This is a genomic window from Pseudomonas sp. App30 (assembly GCF_047947025.1).
Lineage (GTDB): Bacteria > Pseudomonadota > Gammaproteobacteria > Pseudomonadales > Pseudomonadaceae > Aquipseudomonas.
Map to the genome: position 1 here is coordinate 3,436,080 of NZ_CP133165.1, position 22,431 is coordinate 3,458,510.

Genomic DNA, 22,431 nt, shown 5'->3' on the forward strand with positions numbered 1-22,431 from the left:
TCAATCCCATTGATGGCCTGTTTGCCCTCCACTCTTCACTTGCCCTTCCCCCTCTCGTCCGCCACTGTTCCTGTCGAGTAGAGAACAAGGACTTCCAATGAAACGCAGCCTCACCGCCCTTGCCGTGCTCATCGCCGCCGCTGCGGCCGGTGGCGCCTGGTACGTTCATTCCAAGCAGCCGCAGCGCAGCGGCGAGATCGCCCTCGCCCACCTGGCCGCACCGGTCAGCGTGCGCTACGACGACCGCGGCGTGCCGCACATCCAGGCGCAGAACCAGCAGGACATGTACCGCGCCCTGGGTTACGTGCAGGCCCAGGACCGGCTGTTCCAGATGGAGATCATGCGGCGCCTGGCGCGCGGCGAGCTGGCCGAGGTGCTGGGGCCCAAGCTGCTCGCCACCGACACCCTGTTCCGCAGCCTGCGCATTCGCGAGCAGGCCGAGGTGTACGTGGCCCGCCAGGACCAGCAGTCGCCCGCCTGGCAGGCGCTGCAGGCCTACCTGGACGGCGTGAACCAGTACCAGGCCGGGCACCCGCGGCCCATGGAGTTCGACGTGCTGGGCATCCAGCCCCGGCCCTTTACCGCCCAGGACACGTTCAGCGTCGCCGGCTACATGGCCTACAGCTTTGCCGCGGCGTTCCGCACCGAACCCCTGCTCACCTACGTGCGCGACCAGCTGGGGCCCCGCTACCTGAAGATCTTCGACCTGGACTGGCACCCCCAGGGCGTGCTGCCGCTCACCGCCAGCGACTGGAAGAGCCTGGACACCCTGGCCCAGGTCAGCCACCAGGCCCTGGAGCAGGCCGGCCTGCCGCAGTTCGAAGGCAGCAACGCCTGGGCGATCGCCGGCAGCCACACCGCCAGCGGCAAGCCGATACTGGCCGGCGACCCGCACATCCGCTTCTCGGTGCCGGCGGTGTGGTACGAGGCGCAGCTGTCGGCCCCCGGCTTCAACCTGTACGGCTACCACCAGCCGCTCAACCCCTTCGCCGCGCTGGGGCAGAACATGGACTTCGGCTGGAGCCTGACCATGTTCCAGAACGATGACCTGGACCTGGTGGCCGAGAAGGTCAACCCGGCCAACCCCAGCCAGGTGTGGTACCACGGCCAGTGGGCCGACCTTGAGAGCAGCACCCAGCAGATCGCGGTCAAGGGCCAGGCGCCGGTCACCATCACCCTGCGCCGCTCGCCCCACGGCCCCATCGTCAACGACGCCCTGGGCAAGGTCGCGCCCAGCACGCCGATTGCCATGTGGTGGTCGTTCCTGGCCTCGGAGAACCCGATCCTGCTGGGCTTCTACGAGGTCAACCGCGCCGACACCCTGGACAAGATGCGCAGCGCCGCGGCGAAGATCCAGTCGCCGGGCCTGAACCTGATGTGGGCCAACGCCCGCGGCGACATCGGCTGGTGGGCCGCGGCGCAGTTGCCCATCCGCCCGGCCGGGGTGCAGCCGCAGTTCATCCTCGACGGCAGCACCGCCGAGGCCGACAAGCTGGGCTTCTACCCGTTCAGCGCCAACCCCCAGGAAGAAAACCCGGCCCGGGGCTTCATCGTCTCGGCCAACTTCCAGCCGCTGTCGCCCACTGGCATCGCCATCCCCGGCTACTACAACCTGGCCGACCGCGGCCAGCAGCTGTTCAGCCAGCTCAGCTCACCTGGGGTGAAGTGGGACGCCGCCCACACCGAAGCGCTGCAACTGGGTACCCGCACCGGCTACGCCCAGCGCGTGCTGACGCCATTGCTGCCAGTGCTGCGCCAGGTGGTCACTGACCCTGGCGAAAAGGCTTTGGTCGAGCAACTGGCGCAGTGGCAGGGCGATTACCCGCTGGACTCCACCAGCGCCACGCTGTTCACCGAATTCCTCTACGACCTCACCTACGCAGCCATGCACGACGAACTGGGCAACGCCATGTTCGAAACCCTGCTGTCCACCCGCGACCTGGACTTCGCCCTGCCCCGCCTGGCTGCGGACCCGGACTCGCCCTGGTGGGACGACCGCAGCTCGGCCGAGCGTGAGAACCGTGCCGACATCGTGCGCATGGCCTGGCGCGTGGCGGTCGACCACCTCAAAGGCACGCTGGGCAAGGACCCGAACCAGTGGCAATGGGGCAAGGCGCACACCCTCACCCACGAACACCCGCTGGGTATGCAGCAGCCACTGGACCGGCTGTTCAATGTCGGGCCGTTCGCCATGCCGGGCAGCCATGAGGTGCCCAACAACCAATCAGCGAAGCTGGGCCCGGCGCCGTGGAAAGTGAGTTATGGGCCGTCCACCCGGCGCGTCATCGACTTCGCCGACCCGGCGCACGCGCACACCATCAACCCTGTGGGGCAAAGCGGTGTGTTGTTCGATGCGCACTATGGCGACCAGGCGAAAGACTACAGCGAGGGGAAATACCGGCAGGCGTTGTTGCAGGAGGGGGATGTGGCGAAGGGCACGGTGAGCACCCTGGAGTTGGTGCCTGGGAGGTAGGGACGCGGCCTGCGGCCGCTGCTACGGGTCTGTAGCAGCGGCCAAAGGCCGCGTCAGGGCACTCAAGCAGCCACTGGCTGTTGCGCGCGACGCGGGTCAGGCTGTTTCCAGCCATCGGCCGCGGCTTCTTCGATTGCAGCTTGAATCGCGCGTTTGCGGCGCTCTTCGTTGCGGCGGGTGAAGTACCACACCAGGAAGGTGACGATCGACACCGACAGCAGGATCAGGCTGGCCACGGCGTTGATCTCCGGCTTCACGCCCAGGCGCACCGCCGAGAACACTTCCATCGGCAGCGTCGTGGAGCCAGGGCCCGACACGAAGCTGGCCAGCACCAGGTCGTCCAGCGACAGGGCGAACGACATCATGCCGCCCGCTGCCAGCGAAGGCGCGATCATCGGGATGGTGATCAGCATGAACACCTTCCACGGCCGCGCGCCCAGGTCCATGGCCGCCTCTTCGATGGACAGGTCCAGCTCGCGCAGGCGGGCCGACACCACCACCGCCACGTAGGCGGCGCAGAACGTGGTGTGGGCGATCCAGATGGTGACGATGCCACGCTCTTCAGGCCAGCCCAGGGACTGGGCCATGGCCACGAACAGCAGCAACAGCGACAGGCCGGTGATCACCTCGGGCATTACCAGCGGCGCGGTCACCAGGCCGCCGAACAGCGTGCGGCCCTTGAAGCGGGTGACGCGGGTCAGCACGAACGCCGCCAGGGTGCCCAGCGCCACTGCCGCAATGGCGGTGTAGCAGGCGATTTCCAGCGAACGGCCCACCGAGCTCACCAGCTGGGTGTTGTCCACCAGGCCCACGTACCATTTCACCGACCAGCCGCCCCACACCGTTACCAGCTTGGAGGCGTTGAACGAGTAGATCACCAGGATGACCATGGGCAGGTAGATGAACAGCAGGCCCAGTACCAGCATCAGGTTGGAAAAACTGAAACGCTTCATGCCTTGCCCTCCATCTCTTTGGCCTGACTACGGTTGAAGAGCAGGATCGGCACGATCAGGATCGCCAGCATCACCACCGCCAGGGCGGATGCCACCGGCCAGTCACGGTTGTTGAAGAACTCTTGCCACAGCACGCGGCCGATCATCAGGGTTTCCGGGCCGCCCAGCAGCTCGGGAATCACGAACTCGCCGACCACCGGGATGAACACCAGCATGCAGCCGGCGATGATGCCGTTTTTCGACAGCGGCACGGTGATCTTCCAGAAGCTGTTGAAAGTGCTCGAACCCAGGTCCGATGCGGCTTCCAGCAGGCTTGGATCATGCTTCACCAGGTTGGCGAACAGCGGCAGGATCATGAACGGCAGGTACGAATAGACCACGCCGATGTACACCGCCAGGTTGGTGTTGAGGATCTGCAGCGGCTGGTCGATCAGGCCGGTCCACATCAGGAAGGCGTTGAGCAGGCCATTGTTGCTGAGGATGCCCATCCAGGCGTAGACGCGGATCAGGATAGCGGTCCAGGTCGGCATCATGATCAGCAGCAACAGCACCGTCTGCGCTTCCTTGCGGGCGCGGGCGATGGCGTAGGCCATGGGGTAGCCGATCACCAGGCACAGCAGCGTGCTGAAGAAGGCCATTTTCAGCGAGCCCAGGTACGCCGAGATGTACAGGTCGTCGTCGCCCAGCATCGCGTAGTTGCCCAGGTTCAGCAGCAACTGGATCTTCTGGTCGACGAAGGTGTAGATCTCGGTGTACGGCGGGATCGCCACGTCTGCTTCAGCGAAGCTGATCTTCAAGACGATGAAGAACGGCAGCATGAAGAACAGGAACAGCCACAGGAACGGCACGCCAATCACGAACTGGCGGCCGCCGGGGGTTATTCGTTGCAAGGCACGGGTCAGTTTCTTGTTCATGAGCGCAGTACCACGCCGCTGTCGTCTTCCCACCACACGTAGACCTGGTCACCCCAGGTAGGGCGCGCGCCACGGCGTTCGGCGTTGGCCACGAACGACTGGACCAGCTTGCCGCACGGCAGCTCGACGTAGAACACCGAGTGGCCGCCCAGGTAGGCGATGTCATGTACTTTACCGCGCGACCAGTTGTACTCGCCGGCGGGCGGCTCGACGGTCACCAGCAGCTTTTCCGGGCGGATGGCGTAGGTGATGTGCTTGTCCTGCACCGAGGTGCTGATGCCGTGGCCTACGTAGATGTTGCGCTCCAGCTCCGGGCTGTGGATCAGCGCGTGGCCTTCGGCGTCGTCCACCACTTCGCCTTCGAACAGGTTGACGTTGCCGATGAACTCGCAGACCAGGCGGCTGGTCGGCGTCTCATAGATGTCGATCGGGCTGCCGATCTGGGCAATCCAGCCCAGGTGCATGATGGCGATGCGCTGGGCCATGGTCATGGCCTCTTCCTGGTCGTGGGTTACCATGACGCAGGTCACGCCGACGCGCTCGATGATCTCCACCAGCTCGAGCTGCATCTGCGAACGCAGTTTCTTGTCCAGGGCGCCCATGGGCTCGTCGAGCAGCAGCAGCTTCGGGCGCTTGGCCAGCGAACGGGCCAGGGCCACGCGCTGGCGCTGGCCACCGGACAGCTGGTGCGGCTTGCGCTTGGCGTACTGGCTCATCTGTACCAGCTTGAGCATCTCGGCCACGCGGGCGTCGATCTCGGCCGCGGGGATCTTGTCCTGCTTGAGGCCGAAGGCGATGTTCTGCGCCACGGTCATGTGCGGGAACAGCGCGTACGACTGGAACATCATGTTGATCGGCCGCTCGTAGGGCGGCATGTCGGTGATGTCCACGCCATCGAGGTAGATACGCCCCTCGGTTGGCCGCTCGAAGCCGGCCAGCATGCGCAGCAGGGTGGATTTACCCGAGCCGGAGCCGCCGAGCAGGGCAAAGATCTCGCCCTTGTTGATTTGCAGCGACACGTCGTCGACTGCAATCGTCTCGTCGAACTTCTTCGTGACCCGGTCGATTTTGACCAGCACCTGTTTAGGTTGCTGATCGCCCTCGAGGGCTTTCTTATAGGCACCGGAGGCAACTGCCATTACGAAACTCCCAACAAAATTTTACAGCCCACCCCGGATAGGCGGGCCCTGGATTCTTGCAGCCTGGTCCTTCAGGTCGCCAGCCACAGGGTTTTGGCTGGCCTGACCGACTGAATCACGGACCTGAGCGATCACTTCAGGTGCATGTGACACGGCCAACAACGTCGGCTCCTAAGTTACAAATGCACGCACAAAAAAGGGCGAACACGGTGGTGCAAAAAACAAATTTCGGACGGCCGCGTGCCGACCGCTTGAAAAAGCCGGCGCGCAACTTAACAACTGTTACAGCAGTGTCGCAAAAACTATTTCTAATTCAGTCACCTGCGGTACTGCGCCGACTGGTGCGGCGCAGTACCCAGGGAACATCAGGCGGGGCTTACTTGCCCGACTTGATGGTGGTCCAGGTGCGCGTCAGGATGCGCTGGGTAGCAGCCGGCAGGTCGGCGATGGCGTACAGCTTGGCCTGCACGTCAGCCGGCGGGTAGATGCCCGGGTCGTTGGCGATGTCCTTGTTCACCAGCGGGGTGGCCGCGGCGTTGCCGTTCGGGTAACCCACGGCGTCGCTGATTTCAGCCATCACTTTTGGTTGCAGGATGAAGTTCATCAACTTGTAGGCGCCTTCGACGTTCTCGGCATCCTTAGGGATGGCGACCATGTCGTAGAAGCTGCCGGCGCCTTCCTTCGGAATGCTGTAGCTGACGTGTACCTTGTCACCGGCCTCGTGGGCACGGGAGGCGGCTTGCTTCACGTCACCCGAGTAGCCCACGGCCACGCAGATGTTGCCGTTGGCCAGGTCCGAGATGTACTTGGACGAGTGGAAGTAGGCGATCGACGGGCGAATCTTGAGGAACAGGTCCTCGGCCTTCTTGATCTCGTCCTTGTTCTGGGTGTCGGTCTTGAAGCCCAGGTAGTGCAGCGCGGCCGGGATCATCTCGGTTGGCGAGTCGAGGAAGCTGATGCCACAGCCTTTCAGCTTGGCAGCGTTCTCGGGCTTGAACACCAGGTCCCAGGAGTTCACCGGGGCGTCGGCGCCCAGGGCAGCCTTGACCTTCTCGGGGTTGTAGCCAATGCCGATGGTGCCCCACATGTACGGGAAGGCGTGGGCGTTGTTCGGGTCGCTGACCGACACAGCCTTCAGCAGGTCCTTGTTCAGGTTGCCGTAGTTGCTCAGTTTGGACTTGTCCAGTTCCTGATAGACGCCAGCCTTGATCTGCTTGGCCAGGAAGTTGTTGGACGGCACCACGATGTCATAGCCCGACTTGCCAGCCAGCAGTTTGGCTTCCAGGGTTTCGTTGCTGTCGAATACGTCGTAGACGACCTTGATCCCCGACTCCTTCTCGAAATCCGCGATGGTGTTCGGCGCGATATAGTCCGACCAGTTGTACACGTGCAGTACTTTGTCATCCGCGTGTGCAGCAGCGGCCACGACACCCATCAGGGACATGGCGAGGAGGGTCTTGCCAAATATCTTCATGCGTAAGGCTCCAATATTTTTTTAATTCCGTATGTGTCAGCGCCGGGGGCAACCGCACCACTTCCTAGTCTGGCAAGGACGAAGGCGCTGTTTCAATTAAAACAGCAACCTTTTCCTCCCCCCCTCCAAACAACCCCAAAGCCTAGCACTTAGCTGTTCAGCGCTTCCAAAGTCAGGTCCAGGCATTTGCGTGCTTTTGTAACCAACTCATCGATCTCTTCGTGAGTGATCACCAACGACGGCGCAATGATCATGGTGTCGCCCACGGCGCGCATGATCAGGCCATTGTTGAAGCAGAAGTTGCGGCAGATCATGCCCACACCCATGCCTTCGTAGCGCTGGCGCGTGGCCTTGTCCTTGACCAGTTCGATGGCCCCCAGCAGGCCCAACCCGCGAACTTCGCCCACCAGCGGGTGGTCGCTCAGCTCACGCAGACGTTTCTGCAAATACGGTGCCGTTTCTCCACGCACGCGCTCGATAATTTTTTCGTCGCGCAGAATCCGGATGTTTTCCAGGCCCACGGCGGCGGCTACCGGGTGGCCGGAATAGGTGAAGCCGTGGTTGAAATCGCCACCTGCGGACAGGGTCTTGGCCACTTCGTCACGCACGATCACCCCGCCCATGGGGATGTAGCCCGAGGTCAGGCCCTTGGCGATGGTCATCAGGTCCGGCTTGAGACCGTAGTAATCGCTGCCGAACCACTCCCCGGTACGGCCAAAGCCGCAGATCACTTCGTCGGCCACGAACAGGATGTCGTACTTGGCCAGGATCTCTTTTACCCGCGGCCAGTAGGTTGCTGGCGGGATGATCACGCCACCGGCGCCCTGGATGGGTTCGGCAATGAAGGCGCCGACGGTGTCCACGCCCAGCTCCAGAATCTTCTTCTCCAGCTGGTCGGCGGCCCACACGCCGAACTCGTCCTGGCTCATGTCACCGCCTTCGCCGAACCAGTACGGCTGGGCGATGTGGACGATGCCGGGAATCGGCAGGTCGCCCTGCTCGTGCATGCCCACCATGCCGCCCAGGCTGGCGCCGGCCACGGTGGAGCCGTGGTAGCCGTTGATGCGGCTGATGATCACCTTCTTCTCGGGCTTGCCCTTCAGCGCCCAGTAGTGGCGGACCATGCGCAGCACGGTGTCGTTGCCTTCGGAGCCTGAGCCGGTGAAGAACACGTGGGTCATGCCCTCGGGCGCCACGTCGCTGACCGCCTTGGCCAGTTCCAGCGCCGGTGGGTGGGCGGTCTGGAAGAACAGGTTGTAGTACGGCAGCTCGCGCATCTGTTTGGCGGCCACGTCGGCCAACTCATCGCGGCCGTAGCCCACGGCCACGCACCACAGGCCGGCCATGCCGTCGAGGATCTTGTTGCCTTCGCTGTCCCACAGGTGCACGCCCTTGGCCTTGGTGATGATGCGCGGGCCTTTTTCCTTGAGCTGCTGGTAGTCGCTGAACGGCGCCAGGTGGTGCTCGCCGCTCAGGGCCTGCCACGCTTGGGTTTGCGAATTCTTGTTGCTCATTGCCTTCTCCTCATCGGGGCGGGCCCCGCGTTGATCACACCGCGAACAGCAGGAATTCACGTTCCCATGAGCTGATGACGCGCTTGAAGTTCTCGTGTTCGGCGCGCTTCACCGCGACGTAACCGATGATGAATTTGCTCCCCAGGTACTGCTCCACCGTCTTGCAGTTTTCCATGCGCTCCAGGGCGTCCTCGATGGTCAGCGGCAGGCGCAGGTTGCGGCGCTCATAGCCACGGCCCTGCACCGGCGCGCTGGGCTCGATGCCCTCGACCATGCCGATATAGCCACACAGCAGGCTGGCGGCGATGGCCAGGTAGGGGTTGGCGTCGGCACCCGGCAGGCGGTTTTCCACCCGGCGGTTCTGCGGCACGGCGTCCGGCACGCGCAGGCCCACGGTGCGGTTCTCCTCGCCCCACTCCACGTTCACCGGCGCCGAGGTGTCGGGCAGGAAGCGGCGGAACGAGTTGACGTTGGGCGCGAACAGCGGCAGCAGTTCGGGGATGAACTTCTGCAGGCCGCCCACGTGGTGCAGGAACAGCGTGCTCATGCTGCCGTCTTCATTGGAGAAGATGTTCTTGCCGGTCTCCAGGTCAACGATGCTCTGGTGCAGGTGCATGGCGCTGCCGGGCTCGCCGGTCATGGGCTTGGCCATGAAGGTGGCGGCCACGTTGTGCTTGAGCGCCGCCTCGCGCATGGTGCGCTTGAACACCAGGATCTGGTCGGCCAGGTGCAGGGCGTTGCCGTGACGGAAGTTGATCTCCATCTGCGCCGTGCCGTCCTCGTGGATCAGCGTGTCCAGGTCCAGGTGCTGCAGCTCGCACCAGTCGTAGACGTCCTCGAACAGCGGGTCGAACTCGTTCGCCGCTTCAATGGAGAACGACTGGCGGCCGGTTTCCGGGCGCCCCGAGCGGCCCACGGGGGCCTGCAGGGGGAAGTCCGGGTCTTCGCAGCGCTTGGTCAGGTAGAACTCCATCTCCGGCGCCACGATGGGCTGCCAGCCCTTGTCGGCGTAGAGCTTGAGCACCTTCTTCAAGACGTTGCGCGGCGACAGCTCGATGGGGTTGCCCTGCTTGTCGTAGGTGTCGTGGATCACCTGGGCGGTAGGCTCGATGGCCCACGGCACCACGAACACGGCGTTCTCGTCCGGGCGGCAGATCATGTCGATGTCGGCCGGGTCCAGCAGCTCGTAGTAAATGTCGTCTTCCACGTAATCGCCGGTCACGGTCTGCAGCAGCACGCTTTCCGGCAGGCGCATGCCTTTTTCGGCGATGAACTTGTTGGTGGGCGAGATCTTGCCGCGGGTGATACCGGTCAGGTCGGCGATCAGGCACTCGACCTCGGTGATCTTGTGTTCTTTCAACCAATCGGTGAGCTGGTCGAGGCTGGTACGCATAAATACCTCAGGGGCTAGATAGCAGGCCTGGACGCCGCGGCGTCGCGTTGGCTGGCACGTTGCCGGCAGGCGCTGCCGAAGGCCTGGAAGATGGCGAGATAGTGCGGGTTATCCAGCACTTGCCATTCCGGGTGCCACTGCAAGCCTAGTGCAAAACCCCTGCCCCCCTGGGCGGAGACGGCCTCCACCAGGCCATCGGGTGCCACCGCCTCGACGCGCAAGCCAGGGGCCACGCGGTCGATGCCCTGGGCATGAATGGAGTTGACCTGGAACTGCGCGGGCAAGCCGATGGCCTGCAACACGCCGCCGGGCTGGACATCCACCGCATGGCGCAGGGCATACTGGACCTCGACGGGCTGGTCCTTGGGTTCACGATGGTCCATGAAGGTTCCCGTTGCGTGAACCTGCTGGTGCAAGGTGCCGCCCAGCGCCACGTTCAGCTCCTGGAAGCCGCGGCAAATGCCCAATACCGGCACGCCAGCAGCCACGGCGGCGCGAATCAGCGGTAAGGTGGTAGCATCACGGGCAGGATCGTGCAGCGTGCCTGGCGCGCTTGCGGGGCCGGTATAGTGACGAGGCTCGACGTTGGACGGGGAGCCGGTGAAGAGGATGCCATCCAGGCCGTCAAGTATTTGGGTCGGTTCGAACAGCTCGCCCAGTGCCGGAATGATCATCGGCAAGCCTTCGGCGGCCACGGCAACTGCGCGGACGTATTTGTCACCACAAGTATGGCTGGCGTGCAGCCCGACTGGTTTTAAGCAGGCGGTGACGCCGATTGTCGGCAGGCGTGCCATGTGATCCCCCGGTATTATTGGCGTTATGGGTTGCGAACGAGCTTAGCGTTGTTCATTTTTTTTCACAACACCCCCGTAAAAAATACAACACGCCCCACCAAACAATTCATTTGAGGGTCTTCAGGGAAAGAAAAACCGCCCCAAAAAGCGGCAAAAACTGCCTCAAGGCGCCAATTCAGGGCAAACCGAGCCTCGCTTGACTTCAAGGTGGCTTTCGGATTGACTGAAACAGCAAAAGCCCAATGATTGATATTTTTAACAACAAAGGTGTTGCATCATGTCGGTACCCCCGCGTGCCGTTCAGCTCAACGAAGCGAACGCATTCCTTAAGGAACATCCTGAGGTTCTGTACGTCGACCTTCTGATTGCAGATATGAATGGTGTGGTGCGCGGCAAGCGCATCGAACGCACCAGCCTCCACAAGGTTTACGAGAAAGGCATCAACCTGCCCGCCTCGCTTTTCGCCCTGGACATCAACGGCTCGACGGTGGAAAGCACCGGGCTGGGCCTGGACATCGGCGACGCAGACCGCATCTGCTATCCGATCCCCGATACCCTCTCCAACGAACCCTGGCAGAAGCGCCCTACCGCGCAGTTGCTGATGACCATGCACGAACTGGAAGGCGAACCCTTCTTTGCCGACCCGCGCGAAGTACTGCGCCAGGTGGTGGCCAAGTTCGACGAGCTGGGCCTGACCATCTGCGCCGCCTTCGAGCTGGAGTTCTACCTGATCGACCAGGAGAACGTGAACGGCCGTCCGCAGCCGCCGCGCTCGCCTATCTCCGGCAAGCGTCCGCACTCGACCCAGGTGTACCTGATCGACGACCTGGACGAATACGTGGATTGCCTCCAGGACATCCTGGAAGGTGCCAAGGAGCAAGGCATCCCAGCCGACGCCATCGTCAAGGAAAGTGCCCCGGCGCAGTTCGAAGTGAACCTGCACCACGTGGCCGACCCGATGAAGGCCTGCGACTACGCCGTGCTGCTCAAGCGCCTGATCAAGAACATCGCCTACGACCATGAGATGGACACCACCTTCATGGCCAAGCCCTACCCGGGCCAGGCGGGCAACGGCCTGCACGTGCACATCTCGGTCCTGGACAAGGACGGCAAGAACATCTTCACCAGTGAGGATCCCGAGCAGAACGCCGCGCTGCGTCACGCGATCGGCGGTGTGCTCGAGACCCTGCCGGCGTCGATGGCGTTCCTGTGCCCGAACGTCAACTCGTACCGCCGCTTTGGTGCCCAGTTCTACGTGCCGAACTCGCCGTGCTGGGGCCTGGACAACCGCACCGTGGCCCTGCGCGTGCCGACCGGCACGCCGGACGCCGTGCGTATCGAACACCGCGTGGCCGGTGCCGATGCCAACCCGTACCTGCTGATGGCTGCCGTGCTGGCTGGCGTGCACCACGGCCTGACCAACAAGGTCGAGCCGAACGAGCCGGTGGAAGGCAACTCCTACGAGCAGAACGAGCAGAGCCTGCCGAACAACCTGCGCGATGCCCTGCGCGAGCTGGACGACAGCGAGATCCTGGCGCGCTATATCGATCCGAAGTACATCGATATCTTCGTGGCCTGCAAGGAAAGCGAGCTGGAGGAGTTCGAACACTCCATCTCCGACCTTGAGTACAACTGGTACCTGCATACCGTTTGATGGCTTGGTGTCGTACAAAAAAACCGCGCGCCTCCAAGGCCTGCGGTTTTTTTGTGGGAGCTGGCTTGCCAGCGAGCTTTTCCAGCGCCCTCAAAGCTCGCTGGCAAGCCAGCTCCCACAAGAAACCCTTACAATGCGGCTCGCCTTCCGGAGAAGCCCATGACCCGCACCGCCACGCCCCGCAAACCTCGCGCCCGCAGCCAGGCACGGATCGACTCGATCCTCGAGGCAGCGCGCGCCCTGCTGGCCAGCGAAGGCGTGGGCAGCCTGTCGATCTACAGCGTGGCCGAACGCGCCGAGATCCCACCCTCTTCCGTGTACCACTTCTTCGCCAGCGTGCCGGCCCTGCTCGAGGCGCTGACCGCCGACGTGCACGCTGCCTTCCGCGCCTGCCTGCAAGCGCCGGTGGACCACGCCGCGCTGCGCAGCTGGCACGACCTGTCGCGCATCCTCGAAGAACGCATGCTGGTGATCTACAGCCAGGACGCCGCTGCGCGCCAGTTGATCCTGGCCCAGCACGGCCTGGCCGAAGTGACCCAGGCCGACCGCCAGCACGACCTGGAGTTGGGGGTGTTGATGCACCAGGTGTTCGACCGCCACTTCCAGCTACCGGCACTGCCGGACGACGTGGACGTGTTCGCCCTGGCCATGGAGCTGGGCGACCGCGTCTACGCCCGCTCGGTGCAGCTGCACGGGCAGATTACCCCGCGGTTGGCGGAGGAAGGGATGCGGGTGTTCGATGCCTATGTGGGGCTGTACCTGCCGCCGTTCCTGCCCAAGCGCTGAACACTTGTGGGAGCTGGCTTGCCAGCGAGCTTTTATGCCCGCCGAAAAGCTCGCTGGCAAGCCAGCTCCCACCTAATCCAGGATCAAATGGGGGAGGAACCTGCTGGTATCCTTGGTTATCAGGCTGTCATCTTCGCGAATCCCGATGCCCGCCGCGCGGTCGCCAATCACCCATGAACCCACCAGCGTGTAGCTGTCGCCGAACTTCGGCAACGGCGCCAGTTGCTGCAGGATGTAGGGCGCGTCGTCGTAGGGACCGTCGACCACGTGCAGCTGGTCATCCGCCGTGCGCAGCTCGATGTTCGCGCCCTCGCGGGAGAAATACGGCTTGCGCACCCAGCCCTTCGGCACCGCTGAGCGCGGGTTGGCGTTCAGGTGGCTTTCCAGCAGGTTCGGGTGGCCTTTGTGCGCCTCCCACAGCATCGGCAAAATGCCCTTGTTCGACAAAATGGCCTTCCACGCCGGCTCGATGAACTGCGTGTCGCACTGGGCAATGGCCGCGCCGAACGGCTCGTGGAAGATGAACTCCCAGGCATGCAGCTTGAACAGGTGCGGTATCCAGCGGTCCTGCAGGTCGACGAAGCGGCCGTCCAGCAGGCCGATGTCTTCCAGGTCGATGTGCCGCGACTCGATGCCGACCTTGTCGGCGATCAGGCGCAGGTAATCGGTGGTGGCCTTGTCTTCCACCGAGCCCTTGATGGAGGCGAAGTAGAACGGCCGCTGGATGTTCAGCGCGGCGAAGGCCTCATGCAGGCGCGTGTCGATGCTGTTGAACTGGTCGACGCCGGCCGGCAGCATGCCGCGCTCGATGCCCTGCTCCAGCCAGCCCCACTGGAAGGCTGCGGCCTCGTAGAGGCTGGTGGGAGTGTCGTAGTTCAGCTCCAGCAGCTTCGCCGGCCCGTTGCCGTCGTAGGAAAAGTCCATGCGCCCGTACAGGTGCGGGTGGCCTTCCAGCCACGAGGTGCGCACCAGGTCGTGGTAGGCGGCGGGGATGCTCAGGCGCTCCAGCAGCTCTTCGCTCTCCACCACCTTGGCCACCAGGTCCATGCACAGCTCGTGCAGCGCCTGGGTGGGGTCTTCCAGGTCGTCCTCGATCTGCTTGAGGCTGAACTGGTAATAGGCGCTTTCGTCCCAGTAGGGCTCGCCGTCGATGGTGTGGAACATGAAGCCCAGGCGTTCGGCGGTCTGCTTCCAGTCCGGGCGCTCGGCAATGGCGATTTTCTTCATGGCCGGTTATCCGCCAAAGCTGCTGCGCGAAGACGACGAGCCGCCCCAGCCGCTGCGCGCCGTGGCCGAGCTGCCGAAGCCGCCACGGGTGGTGGCCTGGCGCACCGACACCGGGTTGGCGTTGATGCCCGCGCGGCCGAAGCCGCCGCTGCCACCGCTGTAGCCGTTGCCGGACTCGCTCTGGCGCGAGCGCGAGAACGTGGCGCCGCTGTTGATGCGCGAGCCCAGGGTGGAGCTGGCGTAGTTGCCGCGGTTGTCGCGGTACTGGTAGACCGGGGCGGCGTTGAAATTGCCGGTGCTGCTGCTGAGCATGTGGCCAATCAGCAGGCCGGTCAGCAGGCCGCTGCCGTTGAAGCCCCCGCCGCCACCGCCGCTTTCACCGCCCGAGCGCGCCACCTCGGCCTTGGCCGAATCCAGCTGCGACTGGGTGACGGTGCCGTTGGCGTCCAGTTCGAAACCGCCCAGCTGGGGCATGTACTTGCCGGCCGAGTCCACCTGGCAGTAGTCAGGCACGAAGTCCGCTTCGCAGTCGGCCTTGTTGTCGTACACCGGGGCAATGCGCCGGTGTTCGTTGAGCGCGGCGATGTAGGCGTCGGAGCACATGTCTACCGGAAACTTCTGCGCGGTGCATTCGGCCACGCTCTTGAAGTCGAAGGTCTTCTTGACCTGGTAGGTCTTCTCCGGCGCGCCGCAACCGGCCACCGCCAGCGCCACCGAGGCGGCCAGCGAGAGTTGTACGTACTTGCTTCGTTTCATCCCTGGCTCCGCGATCAGTTGGTGTTGGGCGTCATGCAGGCGGCATTGAGCATGCCCACGCTGATCGCCACCGCCGCCACGTAGATGCCGGTGGCCAGCTCGCCCCGCTGGATGCGCGCCGACACGCCCTTGAGCACCAGGCTAACGGCCAGGAACGCCAGCAGCTGCACTACGCCGGCGATCAGCGCCCACACCACGAAGTCCAGCAGGCTGATGGAATAGGCAATGACGTTGCTGGCCGGAATGGCGAAGCCGATGATGGCGCCGCCCAGGGCCACGGCTGCGGCGACGTTGCCCTCGCGGATCAGGGCGAATTCCTTGTGCGGCGTCATGCGCGTGTAGATGAACTGGAACAGCACGAGGAACATCGCCGCCCCCAGCAGGTACAGCAGGAAACCCAGCACGGCCGTGGGGTTCAGCGAAATCGAAAGTGCTTCTAGCATGGCATGTCCCTATGGATGAGTCAGAGGATGTGCAGGTCGGTGGGGTACAGCGACACGCCCAGCGAGGCGCTGAGGCTGACGGTGCCCTCCTCGTCCTGCTCGACGGAGAACAGCAGGAATTCGCGGCGGTCGGTCAGGCCGGTGTCGCGCGCGTACAGCATCGCGCGGTGCTGGACGACGTAGCTTTCCTTGGGGTTGCGCACCTGCTCGCGCAGGTCGGTCAGCTCGGTCTGCCCGGCCTCGGTGCCCCACTCGCGGGTGAACTGCACGCCATCGAGGTTGTAGGTGGGCAGGCCGATGTCGCTATTGGGCCCGGCCAGGCGCTGCAGCTCGGCATTGCTGCTGATGGTGGCGTAGCGCAGGTAGTTGAACAGGATCACCGATTCCACCTGGCCGTCCTGCTCGCCGCTGGTGTGCACCTGCAGCCAGTAGTCCTCGTCGTCCATGTAGTAGCGGCTCAGCCACTGCGACTGGCCGAGGTCGACGCTGCCCACCGCCCAGATCTGCTGGGTGGGCGGAATGATTACCCGGCTGTGGCCGTCGAGCAGCAGCTTGAGCGTGCCGTCGAAACTCACCGAGCGGCCCTGGGCCAGGCCCAGCGCGCCTTCCACCGGTGCCTGGGGCTTGGCGGCAGGTGCCTCCAGGCCCATGAACTGCTTGAACCAACCCATATCAAACTCCTTCTTTGCGCAAAAGCATCCGTGCCGCCACCAGCCCCGCCGCCGCACCGGCGATGTGCGACTCGAACGACACGCCATGGCGGGGCAGGAAACCGAATACCAACCCACCATAGAGCAACAGCGCGGCCACGGCACAGAACAGATTGGCCCAGCTGTGGTGGAACCAGGCCCGGGCCAGCACGTACACCCACAGGCCGAACACCCAGCCACTGGCGCCCACGTGGTAGTAGCCCCGGCCAAACAGCCACACCAGCAGCCCGCCGATGACGATGATCAGCCCGCTGGCCGCCAGGAAGCGGCCGATGCCGTCCTTGGCCACCAGCGTGCCCAACACCACGAACGGCACCAGGTTGCCCAGCAGGTGCCAGATGGAACCGTGCAGGAACGGTGCGCTGACGATGCCCAGCAGGCCCTGCGGCGAACGCGGCAGCAGGCCGTAGGTGTTCAGGCTGTAGCCTGACAGCAGGTTGAGCACCTGCACCACGCACATCACTCCGGCAAGCCAGAGCACGGGTTTGAAATCCTTGGCGGCGATCACATGCGTCTCCCAGGGATATCCGTAGCCGCTGCCGAAGGCTGCGCTGGCCCCATGCCCCACTGAAAATCTGCAGTGAACATCAGGGCCAGCGCAGCCTGGCGGCAGCGGCTACGGGATTGCGCGTTACTCGCCGGCCTGCTGCTTGCGCAGGCGCTCGAGGATGGCGTTGGCGCTGCTGGTGTCCGGGGTAATGCCCGCTTCCTTCAGCTTGCGCTCCAGGTCGTTGCCGGTGGAGGCTTCGGCCAGTTGGTCCTGGGCCTCCAGTTCGGCAGCGCGCTGCTCCTGCTTGGCCTGCAGGCGGCTCAAGGTGCCTACCGCAGTCTCCAGCTTGCCGTTGGCACCGCCGCTGGCGATGGAGGCGCTGACCTGGGCCTTCTGCACGCTTTCGCGGGCCTTGGCCACGTCCACCTGCTGGCGCAGGCTCTTGATGCGCGCCTCGGCCTTGGTGATGTCCTTGCGCATCTTTTCCACGTAGCCGCCGAATTCCACGGCCTGCTTGTGCTCGGTCTCACGCTCGTTGACCTGCACGGCGATGGCCTCGGCCACCTCGTGGGCCAGGTCGTTGCGCTCGGCCTTCATGGCGGCCAGGGCCTTGCTTTCCAGGTCGCTGATGCGTGCGTCGTACTGGGCCACGCGGTCGGTGGCCAGCTTGTGCTTGGCCATGATGGTCACCAGCTCGCGCTTGGCGTTGGCCAGCGCGGTGTCGGCGTCGCGGATCTCCTGGTCGAGAATGCGCAGGGCCTGCTGGTCGACGATGGACTCGCCGACTTCGCTGGCACCGCCACGCAGCGCCGTGAACAACTTGCTCCAGATGGATTGATTACTCATGTCGTTACTCCTTGGCGATTACTTGAAGAAGCCCTGGAAGGCTTCGGCGGCGCGCTGCACGTTGTCCACCAGGGTGGACACTTCGGTGACCACGTTGGTCAGGCTCGAACTGGCACTCAGCGCGCCGAACATGTTGTATACGGTCTGGCCGTTGGGCATCTGTTCAAGGCCGATGGACGACAGCGGGAATAGCTCGCGGCTGCGCAGCACGGCTTCGTTGAAGTGCGCCACGTCCTTGATCGAATCGACGTCCACCAGCACGGTGTCGACGATGATCTGCTCGCCCACCACGGCAATGTGAATCGGCAGGCCGCCGTATTCGTTCATTTCCAGCTTCAGGCTCTGCTCGGCGCCCTGCACCAGGGTCAGGGTGATTTCCTTCGACACCACTTCGTCCAGGCCCTGGAAGGCCGAGTGAAGGCGGTCAAGGGTCCATTTCTCCGCTGTGGTCATGTGTTCCTCCAACTTGAAAGTGCCAGCCATGACAGGCTGGCGGAGCTGTTTTTCCACCTGCTTGAGCAGCCCGCGGTTCTCCGGGAGCACCCAGGCCTCGTGTTTCACGTAACCGGCATCGGCCAGGCCCGCACGCATCTTCTTCATGTAGAAACTGGAGGTTTTCTTCTCCGCGGGGGCCTTTTTCCTGGCCGGCTTGGGGCTGTCTGGATTGCCTGTCATTTGTGTCTGTTCCGTATCACATGTGATAAACATACGCCTTCTGCAGCAGAGCGCAATACATCACGCGTGATGAATTTGTTTCCATTTGTCGCAAATGTTCCAGGCATAAAAAAACCCCACAGGGCGAACCCTGCAGGGCAAAAAACTGCCTGAACGGTGGTTACAGCTTGGCGATCGAGACCTCGGTGGACTTCACGAAGGCAATCACTTCGCTGCCGATCACCAGTTCCAGCTCGCGCACGGACCGGGTGGTGATCACCGAAGTGACGATGCCGGAGGCGGTCTGCACGTCGATTTCCGACAGCACCGGGCCTTCGATGATTTCCTTCACGGTGCCCTTGAACTGGTTGCGGACGTTGATCGCTTTGATAGTCATGTGATTCTTCCTGTTCAAACGAGGGTAAGGTTCAAAGTGCCCAGCGCAGTTGCGTGGGCAAGGGTGCCGTGGGCTCGGGTTCGGGCGGGGTGCCCGGCAACGCCAGCACACGGTTGAGGACTTCGGTTTCCAGCGCCGCCAGGCGGTGCGAGCCACGGGCGCGCGGGCGTGGCAGCTCGACGTGCAGGTCCAGGCCCACCTCGCCGTCTTCGATCAGAATCACCCGGTCGGCCACCGCCACGGCTTCCGCCACGTCGTGGGTCACCAGCAGCACGGTGAAACCATGCTGCTTCCACAGGCGCTCGATCAGCTGTTGCATCTCGATACGGGTCAGGGCGTCCAACGCCCCCAGTGGTTCGTCCAGCAACAGCAGGCGCGGCTTGTGGATAAGCGCGCGGGCCAGGGCCACGCGCTGCTTCTGGCCGCCGGACAAGGCCGCCGGCCACTCGTTGGCGCGCTCGGCCAGGCCTACTGCTTCCAGGGCTTCCAGCGCCTGCGGGCGCCAGTCACCCTTGAGGCCCAGGCCAACGTTGTCGATCACCTTTTTCCACGGCAGCAGGCGCGCTTCCTGGAACATCAGGCGGGTGTCGTCGCGGGCCTGGCTCAGCGGCGCCGAACCCGCCAGCAACTCACCGCCGCTGGGCTTGTCGAGGCCGGCCAGCAGGCGCAACAAGGTGCTCTTGCCACAGCCACTACGGCCCACCACGGCGACGAATTGCCCGGCCGGAATGTGCAGGTCGATGTCCTTGAGCACCTGGCGGTTGCCGAAGGATTTCTGCAGCTTGTCCAGCGCCAGCGGGATGCCCTGCAGCAGGCGCGGCGGTTGGCTCTTCAATACGGCGGTCATGCGGCACCTCCCTTGGCGACCTGGTAGGCCGGGTGCCAGCGCAGCCACACGCGTTCCAGGCCACGGGCGGCCAGGTCGGCGAGTTTGCCGAGCACGGCGTAGAGGACGATGGCCAGCACCACCACGTCGGTCTGCAGGAATTCACGGGCGTTCATGGCCAGGTAGCCGATGCCGGAGCTGGCCGAAATGGTTTCCGCCACGATCAGCGTCAGCCACATGAAGCCGAGGGCGAAACGCACGCCCACCAGGATCGACGGCAGCGCGCCCGGCAGAATCACCTGGCGGAACAGCGCGAAGCCGCTCAGGCCGTAGCTGCGGGCCATTTCCACCAGCGCCGGGTCGACGTTGCGGATGCCGTGGTAGGTGTTCAGGTAGATCGGGAACAGGGTGCCCAGGGCCACCAGGAAGATCTTCGCCGACTCATCGATGCCGAACCACAGAATCACCAGCGGAATCAGCGCCAGGTGGGGCACGTTGCGGATCATCTGCATGGAGCTGTCGAGCAGGCGCTCGCCCCATTTCGACAGGCCCACCACGAAGCCCAGGAACAGGCCCAGCGAACCGCCGATGACAAAGCCCACGCCCGCACGCCAGCCACTGATGGCCAGGTGCGTCCAGATCTCGCCGCTGCGCACCAGCTCGACGCCCGCCGCCACCACGGCGCTGGGCGCCGGGAGGATGCGCGTGGACAGCCAGCCGGCGCTCACCGACAACTGCCACACCGCCAGCAACAGCACCGGCAGCGCCCAGGGCGCCAGCCTGTGGATAATCTTTTCCATGGTCAGCCCTCAGCTCTGCGACGCGGCTTTGGGCAGAATGTCGTTGGCGACCATTTCACCGAAGGGGCTCACGTAATTGGCGCCCTGGGGCTGTTCGGGACGCTGCACGTCCAGGTGCGGGAACAGCAGTTCGGCCACGCGGTACGACTCTTCCAGGTGCGGGTAGCCGGAGAAAATGAAGGTGTCGATGCCCAGCGCCGCGTATTCCTTGACCCGCGCCGCAACGGTCGGGCCATCGCCCACCAGCGCCGTGCCGGCACCACCGCGCACCAGGCCCACGCCAGCCCACAGGTTGGGGCTGACTTCCAGGTTGTCGCGGCTGCCGCCGTGCAGCGCGGCCATGCGTTGCTGGCCCACCGAATCAAAGCGCGACAGCGACGCCTGGGCGCGGGCGATGGTGTCGTCGTCCACATGGGAAATCAGGCGGTCTGCCGCCGCCCAGGCCTCGGCGTTGGTTTCCCGCACGATCACGTGCAGGCGGATGCCGAAGCGCACGGTGCGCCCCTGCTTGGCGGCCTTGGCGCGCACCTCGGCGATTTTCTCGGCGACGGCGGCCGGTGGCTCGCCCCAGGTCAGGTACAGCTCCACCTGCTCGGCGGCCAGGTCCTGGGCAGCGTCCGAAGAACCGCCGAAATACAGCGGCGGACGCGGCTGCTGCACCGGTGGGTAGAGCAGCTTGGCGCCCTTCACGGTGATGTGCTTGCCGTCGTGGTCCACGGTCTCGCCTTCCAGCACGCGGCGCCAGATGCGGGTGAATTCCACCGAGGCTTCGTAGCGCTCTTCGTGGCTGAGGAACAAACCATCGCCGGACAGCTCCTCCGGGTCGCCACCGGTCACCAGGTTGAACAGCGCACGGCCGTTGGACAGGCGGTCCAGGGTGGCCGCCTGGCGCGCGGCCACGGTCGGCGAAATGATGCCCGGGCGCAGCGCCACCAGGAACTTCAGGCGCTGGGTCACCGGAATCAGCGATGCCGCCACCAGCCAGGAATCCTCGCAGGAACGCCCCGTGGGAATCAGCACGCCACCAAAGCCCAGGCGGTCGGCGGCCTGGGCGATCTGTTGCAGGTAGCCATGGTCCACGGCGCGCGCGCCTTCGGCGGTGCCAAGGTAATGACCGTCGCCGTGGGTGGGAAGAAACCAGAAAATATTGAGGCTCATTGGAGTTGTCTCCTAAGGGTGGCTAGGGCCGGCACGACGCGCCGGCCCGCAGTTCGAATCACGGGGCTGTCGCGACCTTGGCAGGCGGCGTCCAGATCACATCCTTGATGCTCAACGGCTTGGGAATCAGTTTCAGCTGGTAGAAGGCGTCGGCGATCTTCTGCTGCGCCGCGACCACGTCGGGGGTAATGAACTCGGCGCCGAAGCCCTGGCGTTTCACCGAGGTCAGGGTGATGTCGGCGGGCAGGCCCAGCAGCGGCGAGACTTCCTGGGTGACCTGCTCGGGGTTGGACTTGGACCACTCGCCCACCGAGCGCACTTCGTCGATCAGGGCGGCGATCACCTGCGGGTGCTGCTGCGCAAAAGGCTTGGTCGCCAGGTAGAACTGGTTGTTGTCCACCAGGCCCTTGCCGTCACGCAGGGTGCGCGCTTGCAGCTGCTGTTCGGCAGCGGCCTGGTACGGGTCCCAGATCACCCAGGCGTCCACGGCGCCGCGCTCGAAGGCGGCGCGGGCGTCGGCGGGCGGCAGGAACACGGTCTGGATATCGGTGTATTTCAGGCCGGCGTCTTCCAGGGCGCGCACCAGCAGGTAGTGCACGTTGGAGCCCTTGTTGAGCACCACTTTCTTGCCCTTGAGGTCGGCCACCGATTTGATCGGCGAGTCCTTGGGCACCAGGATGGCTTCGCTGTTGGGGGCCGGTGGCTCATGGGCCACGTACAGCAGGTCGGCGCCGGCGGCCTGGGCGAACACCGGCGGGGTTTCGCCGGTGACGCCGAAGTCGATGGAGCCCACGTTCAGGCCTTCCAGCAGCTGCGGGCCGCCGGGAAACTCAGTCCATTGCACCTGCACGCCCTGGGCGGCCAGGCGCTTTTCCAGCGAGCCACGGGCCTTGAGCAGCACAAGGGTGCCGTATTTCTGATAGCCGATGCGCAGGGTGTCAGCCTGGGCTTGGGTGATGGCGCCGAACGACACAGCCGCAGCAAACAGAGCGACCAGCCCACGACGCAAAAAGACTGTGCGCATAGCGCC

At 64.3% G+C, this 22,431-nt stretch carries 22 protein-coding genes; 3 read left to right on the plus strand and 19 right to left on the minus strand.

Annotation, left to right across the window (positions count from 1 at the left end; all coding sequences use genetic code 11):
* Positions 1–97 precede the first annotated feature (97 nt).
* On the plus strand, positions 98–2,473 hold the full coding sequence (locus tag RAM80_RS16070; RefSeq protein ID WP_416421484.1) for a penicillin acylase family protein: 2,376 nt from the start codon (positions 98–100) through the stop codon (positions 2,471–2,473).
* A 62-nt stretch (positions 2,474–2,535) separates the two neighbouring features.
* Here RAM80_RS16070 and RAM80_RS16075 read toward each other — a convergent pair whose 3' ends face one another.
* From RAM80_RS16075 to RAM80_RS16105, 7 genes are all read right to left on the minus strand, one after another.
* Positions 2,536–3,426 carry an ABC transporter permease subunit gene (locus RAM80_RS16075; protein WP_416421485.1) on the minus strand — a complete coding sequence of 297 codons (891 nt, stop codon included), beginning with the start codon at positions 3,424–3,426 and terminating at the stop codon, positions 2,536–2,538.
* Positions 3,423–4,340 (minus strand): ABC transporter permease subunit, encoded by a 918-nt coding sequence (locus tag RAM80_RS16080; protein WP_416421486.1) that lies wholly within the window; start codon positions 4,338–4,340, stop codon positions 3,423–3,425. The genes RAM80_RS16075 and RAM80_RS16080 overlap by 4 nt, the downstream gene beginning before the upstream one ends.
* Positions 4,337–5,479, minus strand: a complete 1,143-nt coding sequence (potA, locus tag RAM80_RS16085; protein WP_416421487.1) for a polyamine ABC transporter ATP-binding protein — start codon at positions 5,477–5,479, stop codon at positions 4,337–4,339. Before potA ends, RAM80_RS16080 begins: the two co-directional genes overlap by 4 nt.
* Before the next feature lie 376 nt (positions 5,480–5,855).
* The gene (locus RAM80_RS16090) at positions 5,856–6,953 is read right to left on the minus strand and encodes a polyamine ABC transporter substrate-binding protein (protein ID WP_416421488.1); all 1,098 of its coding nucleotides are present in this window, start codon (positions 6,951–6,953) and stop codon (positions 5,856–5,858) included.
* Positions 6,954–7,102: 149 nt separating this feature from the next.
* Positions 7,103–8,467, minus strand: coding sequence for an aspartate aminotransferase family protein (locus RAM80_RS16095; RefSeq protein ID WP_416421489.1), 1,365 nt, complete (start codon positions 8,465–8,467; stop codon positions 7,103–7,105).
* Between the two features lie 34 nt (positions 8,468–8,501).
* Entirely contained in the window at positions 8,502–9,860 is a 1,359-nt protein-coding gene (locus RAM80_RS16100) for a glutamine synthetase family protein (protein WP_416421490.1), read from the minus strand.
* A 14-nt stretch (positions 9,861–9,874) separates the two neighbouring features.
* The gene (locus RAM80_RS16105) at positions 9,875–10,654 is read right to left on the minus strand and encodes a gamma-glutamyl-gamma-aminobutyrate hydrolase family protein (RefSeq protein WP_416421491.1); all 780 of its coding nucleotides are present in this window, start codon (positions 10,652–10,654) and stop codon (positions 9,875–9,877) included.
* A 277-nt stretch (positions 10,655–10,931) separates the two neighbouring features.
* On the opposite strand from RAM80_RS16105, the gene RAM80_RS16110 reads away from it, so the two are divergent.
* Together RAM80_RS16110 and RAM80_RS16115 are read left to right on the plus strand one after the other, a co-directional pair.
* Positions 10,932–12,308: a glutamine synthetase family protein gene (locus tag RAM80_RS16110; RefSeq protein ID WP_416421492.1), complete on the plus strand. Its 1,377-nt coding sequence runs from the start codon at positions 10,932–10,934 to the stop codon at positions 12,306–12,308.
* A 159-nt stretch (positions 12,309–12,467) separates the two neighbouring features.
* Positions 12,468–13,094 carry a TetR/AcrR family transcriptional regulator gene (locus tag RAM80_RS16115; RefSeq protein WP_416421493.1) on the plus strand — a complete coding sequence of 209 codons (627 nt, stop codon included), beginning with the start codon at positions 12,468–12,470 and terminating at the stop codon, positions 13,092–13,094.
* Between the two features lie 72 nt (positions 13,095–13,166).
* On the opposite strand, the gene RAM80_RS16120 is transcribed toward RAM80_RS16115, so the two are convergent.
* The 12 genes from RAM80_RS16120 to RAM80_RS16175 all read right to left on the minus strand — a co-directional run bounded on the left by RAM80_RS16120 (position 13,167) and on the right by RAM80_RS16175 (position 22,425).
* Positions 13,167–14,321, minus strand: coding sequence for a glutathionylspermidine synthase family protein (locus RAM80_RS16120; protein WP_416421494.1), 1,155 nt, complete (start codon positions 14,319–14,321; stop codon positions 13,167–13,169).
* Between the two features lie 6 nt (positions 14,322–14,327).
* Positions 14,328–15,077 (minus strand): DUF1190 domain-containing protein, encoded by a 750-nt coding sequence (locus tag RAM80_RS16125; protein WP_416421495.1) that lies wholly within the window; start codon positions 15,075–15,077, stop codon positions 14,328–14,330.
* A gap of 14 nt (positions 15,078–15,091) precedes the next feature.
* Positions 15,092–15,520: a DUF350 domain-containing protein gene (locus RAM80_RS16130; protein WP_416421496.1), complete on the minus strand. Its 429-nt coding sequence runs from the start codon at positions 15,518–15,520 to the stop codon at positions 15,092–15,094.
* A gap of 20 nt (positions 15,521–15,540) precedes the next feature.
* Positions 15,541–16,191 carry a DUF2491 family protein gene (locus tag RAM80_RS16135; RefSeq protein WP_416421497.1) on the minus strand — a complete coding sequence of 217 codons (651 nt, stop codon included), beginning with the start codon at positions 16,189–16,191 and terminating at the stop codon, positions 15,541–15,543.
* A 1-nt stretch (position 16,192) separates the two neighbouring features.
* Positions 16,193–16,738, minus strand: a complete 546-nt coding sequence (locus RAM80_RS16140) for a rhomboid family intramembrane serine protease (RefSeq protein WP_416421498.1) — start codon at positions 16,736–16,738, stop codon at positions 16,193–16,195.
* A 123-nt stretch (positions 16,739–16,861) separates the two neighbouring features.
* On the minus strand, positions 16,862–17,566 hold the full coding sequence (locus RAM80_RS16145; RefSeq protein WP_416421499.1) for a PspA/IM30 family protein: 705 nt from the start codon (positions 17,564–17,566) through the stop codon (positions 16,862–16,864).
* An 18-nt stretch (positions 17,567–17,584) separates the two neighbouring features.
* On the minus strand, positions 17,585–18,241 hold the full coding sequence (locus tag RAM80_RS16150) for a YjfI family protein (RefSeq protein WP_416421500.1): 657 nt from the start codon (positions 18,239–18,241) through the stop codon (positions 17,585–17,587).
* A gap of 160 nt (positions 18,242–18,401) precedes the next feature.
* Positions 18,402–18,617, minus strand: coding sequence for a TOBE domain-containing protein (locus RAM80_RS16155; RefSeq protein WP_027980095.1), 216 nt, complete (start codon positions 18,615–18,617; stop codon positions 18,402–18,404).
* 31 nt (positions 18,618–18,648) lie between these two features.
* Entirely contained in the window at positions 18,649–19,464 is an 816-nt protein-coding gene (gene ssuB, locus RAM80_RS16160; protein ID WP_416421501.1) for an aliphatic sulfonates ABC transporter ATP-binding protein, read from the minus strand.
* Complete coding sequence (ssuC, locus tag RAM80_RS16165; protein WP_416421502.1) at positions 19,461–20,243, minus strand: aliphatic sulfonate ABC transporter permease SsuC; 783 nt, start codon at positions 20,241–20,243, stop codon at positions 19,461–19,463. Before ssuC ends, ssuB begins: the two co-directional genes overlap by 4 nt.
* Before the next feature lie 9 nt (positions 20,244–20,252).
* A complete protein-coding gene (ssuD, locus tag RAM80_RS16170; RefSeq protein ID WP_416421503.1) occupies positions 20,253–21,401 on the minus strand; it encodes an FMNH2-dependent alkanesulfonate monooxygenase in 1,149 nt (382 codons plus the stop codon).
* Between the two features lie 58 nt (positions 21,402–21,459).
* Complete coding sequence (locus tag RAM80_RS16175; protein WP_416421504.1) at positions 21,460–22,425, minus strand: sulfonate ABC transporter substrate-binding protein; 966 nt, start codon at positions 22,423–22,425, stop codon at positions 21,460–21,462.
* Between the last annotated feature and the right edge of the window lie 6 nt (positions 22,426–22,431).

What these genes read in the sequence shown, in the direction of transcription:
- RAM80_RS16070 (WP_416421484.1), top strand. Translation starts at nt 98, where the DNA reads ATGAAACGCAGCCTCACCGCCCTTGCCGTGCTCATCGCCGCCGCTGCG.
- RAM80_RS16075 (WP_416421485.1), bottom strand. Translation starts at nt 3,426, where the DNA reads ATGAAGCGTTTCAGTTTTTCCAACCTGATGCTGGTACTGGGCCTGCTG.
- RAM80_RS16080 (WP_416421486.1), bottom strand. Translation starts at nt 4,340, where the DNA reads ATGAACAAGAAACTGACCCGTGCCTTGCAACGAATAACCCCCGGCGGC.
- potA (WP_416421487.1), bottom strand. Translation starts at nt 5,479, where the DNA reads ATGGCAGTTGCCTCCGGTGCCTATAAGAAAGCCCTCGAGGGCGATCAG.
- RAM80_RS16090 (WP_416421488.1), bottom strand. Translation starts at nt 6,953, where the DNA reads ATGAAGATATTTGGCAAGACCCTCCTCGCCATGTCCCTGATGGGTGTC.
- RAM80_RS16095 (WP_416421489.1), bottom strand. Translation starts at nt 8,467, where the DNA reads ATGAGCAACAAGAATTCGCAAACCCAAGCGTGGCAGGCCCTGAGCGGC.
- RAM80_RS16100 (WP_416421490.1), bottom strand. Translation starts at nt 9,860, where the DNA reads ATGCGTACCAGCCTCGACCAGCTCACCGATTGGTTGAAAGAACACAAG.
- RAM80_RS16105 (WP_416421491.1), bottom strand. Translation starts at nt 10,654, where the DNA reads ATGGCACGCCTGCCGACAATCGGCGTCACCGCCTGCTTAAAACCAGTC.
- RAM80_RS16110 (WP_416421492.1), top strand. Translation starts at nt 10,932, where the DNA reads ATGTCGGTACCCCCGCGTGCCGTTCAGCTCAACGAAGCGAACGCATTC.
- RAM80_RS16115 (WP_416421493.1), top strand. Translation starts at nt 12,468, where the DNA reads ATGACCCGCACCGCCACGCCCCGCAAACCTCGCGCCCGCAGCCAGGCA.
- RAM80_RS16120 (WP_416421494.1), bottom strand. Translation starts at nt 14,321, where the DNA reads ATGAAGAAAATCGCCATTGCCGAGCGCCCGGACTGGAAGCAGACCGCC.
- RAM80_RS16125 (WP_416421495.1), bottom strand. Translation starts at nt 15,077, where the DNA reads ATGAAACGAAGCAAGTACGTACAACTCTCGCTGGCCGCCTCGGTGGCG.
- RAM80_RS16130 (WP_416421496.1), bottom strand. Translation starts at nt 15,520, where the DNA reads ATGCTAGAAGCACTTTCGATTTCGCTGAACCCCACGGCCGTGCTGGGT.
- RAM80_RS16135 (WP_416421497.1), bottom strand. Translation starts at nt 16,191, where the DNA reads ATGGGTTGGTTCAAGCAGTTCATGGGCCTGGAGGCACCTGCCGCCAAG.
- RAM80_RS16145 (WP_416421499.1), bottom strand. Translation starts at nt 17,566, where the DNA reads ATGAGTAATCAATCCATCTGGAGCAAGTTGTTCACGGCGCTGCGTGGC.
- RAM80_RS16150 (WP_416421500.1), bottom strand. Translation starts at nt 18,241, where the DNA reads ATGACAGGCAATCCAGACAGCCCCAAGCCGGCCAGGAAAAAGGCCCCC.
- RAM80_RS16155 (WP_027980095.1), bottom strand. Translation starts at nt 18,617, where the DNA reads ATGACTATCAAAGCGATCAACGTCCGCAACCAGTTCAAGGGCACCGTG.
- ssuB (WP_416421501.1), bottom strand. Translation starts at nt 19,464, where the DNA reads ATGACCGCCGTATTGAAGAGCCAACCGCCGCGCCTGCTGCAGGGCATC.
- ssuC (WP_416421502.1), bottom strand. Translation starts at nt 20,243, where the DNA reads ATGGAAAAGATTATCCACAGGCTGGCGCCCTGGGCGCTGCCGGTGCTG.
- ssuD (WP_416421503.1), bottom strand. Translation starts at nt 21,401, where the DNA reads ATGAGCCTCAATATTTTCTGGTTTCTTCCCACCCACGGCGACGGTCAT.
- RAM80_RS16175 (WP_416421504.1), bottom strand. Translation starts at nt 22,425, where the DNA reads ATGCGCACAGTCTTTTTGCGTCGTGGGCTGGTCGCTCTGTTTGCTGCG.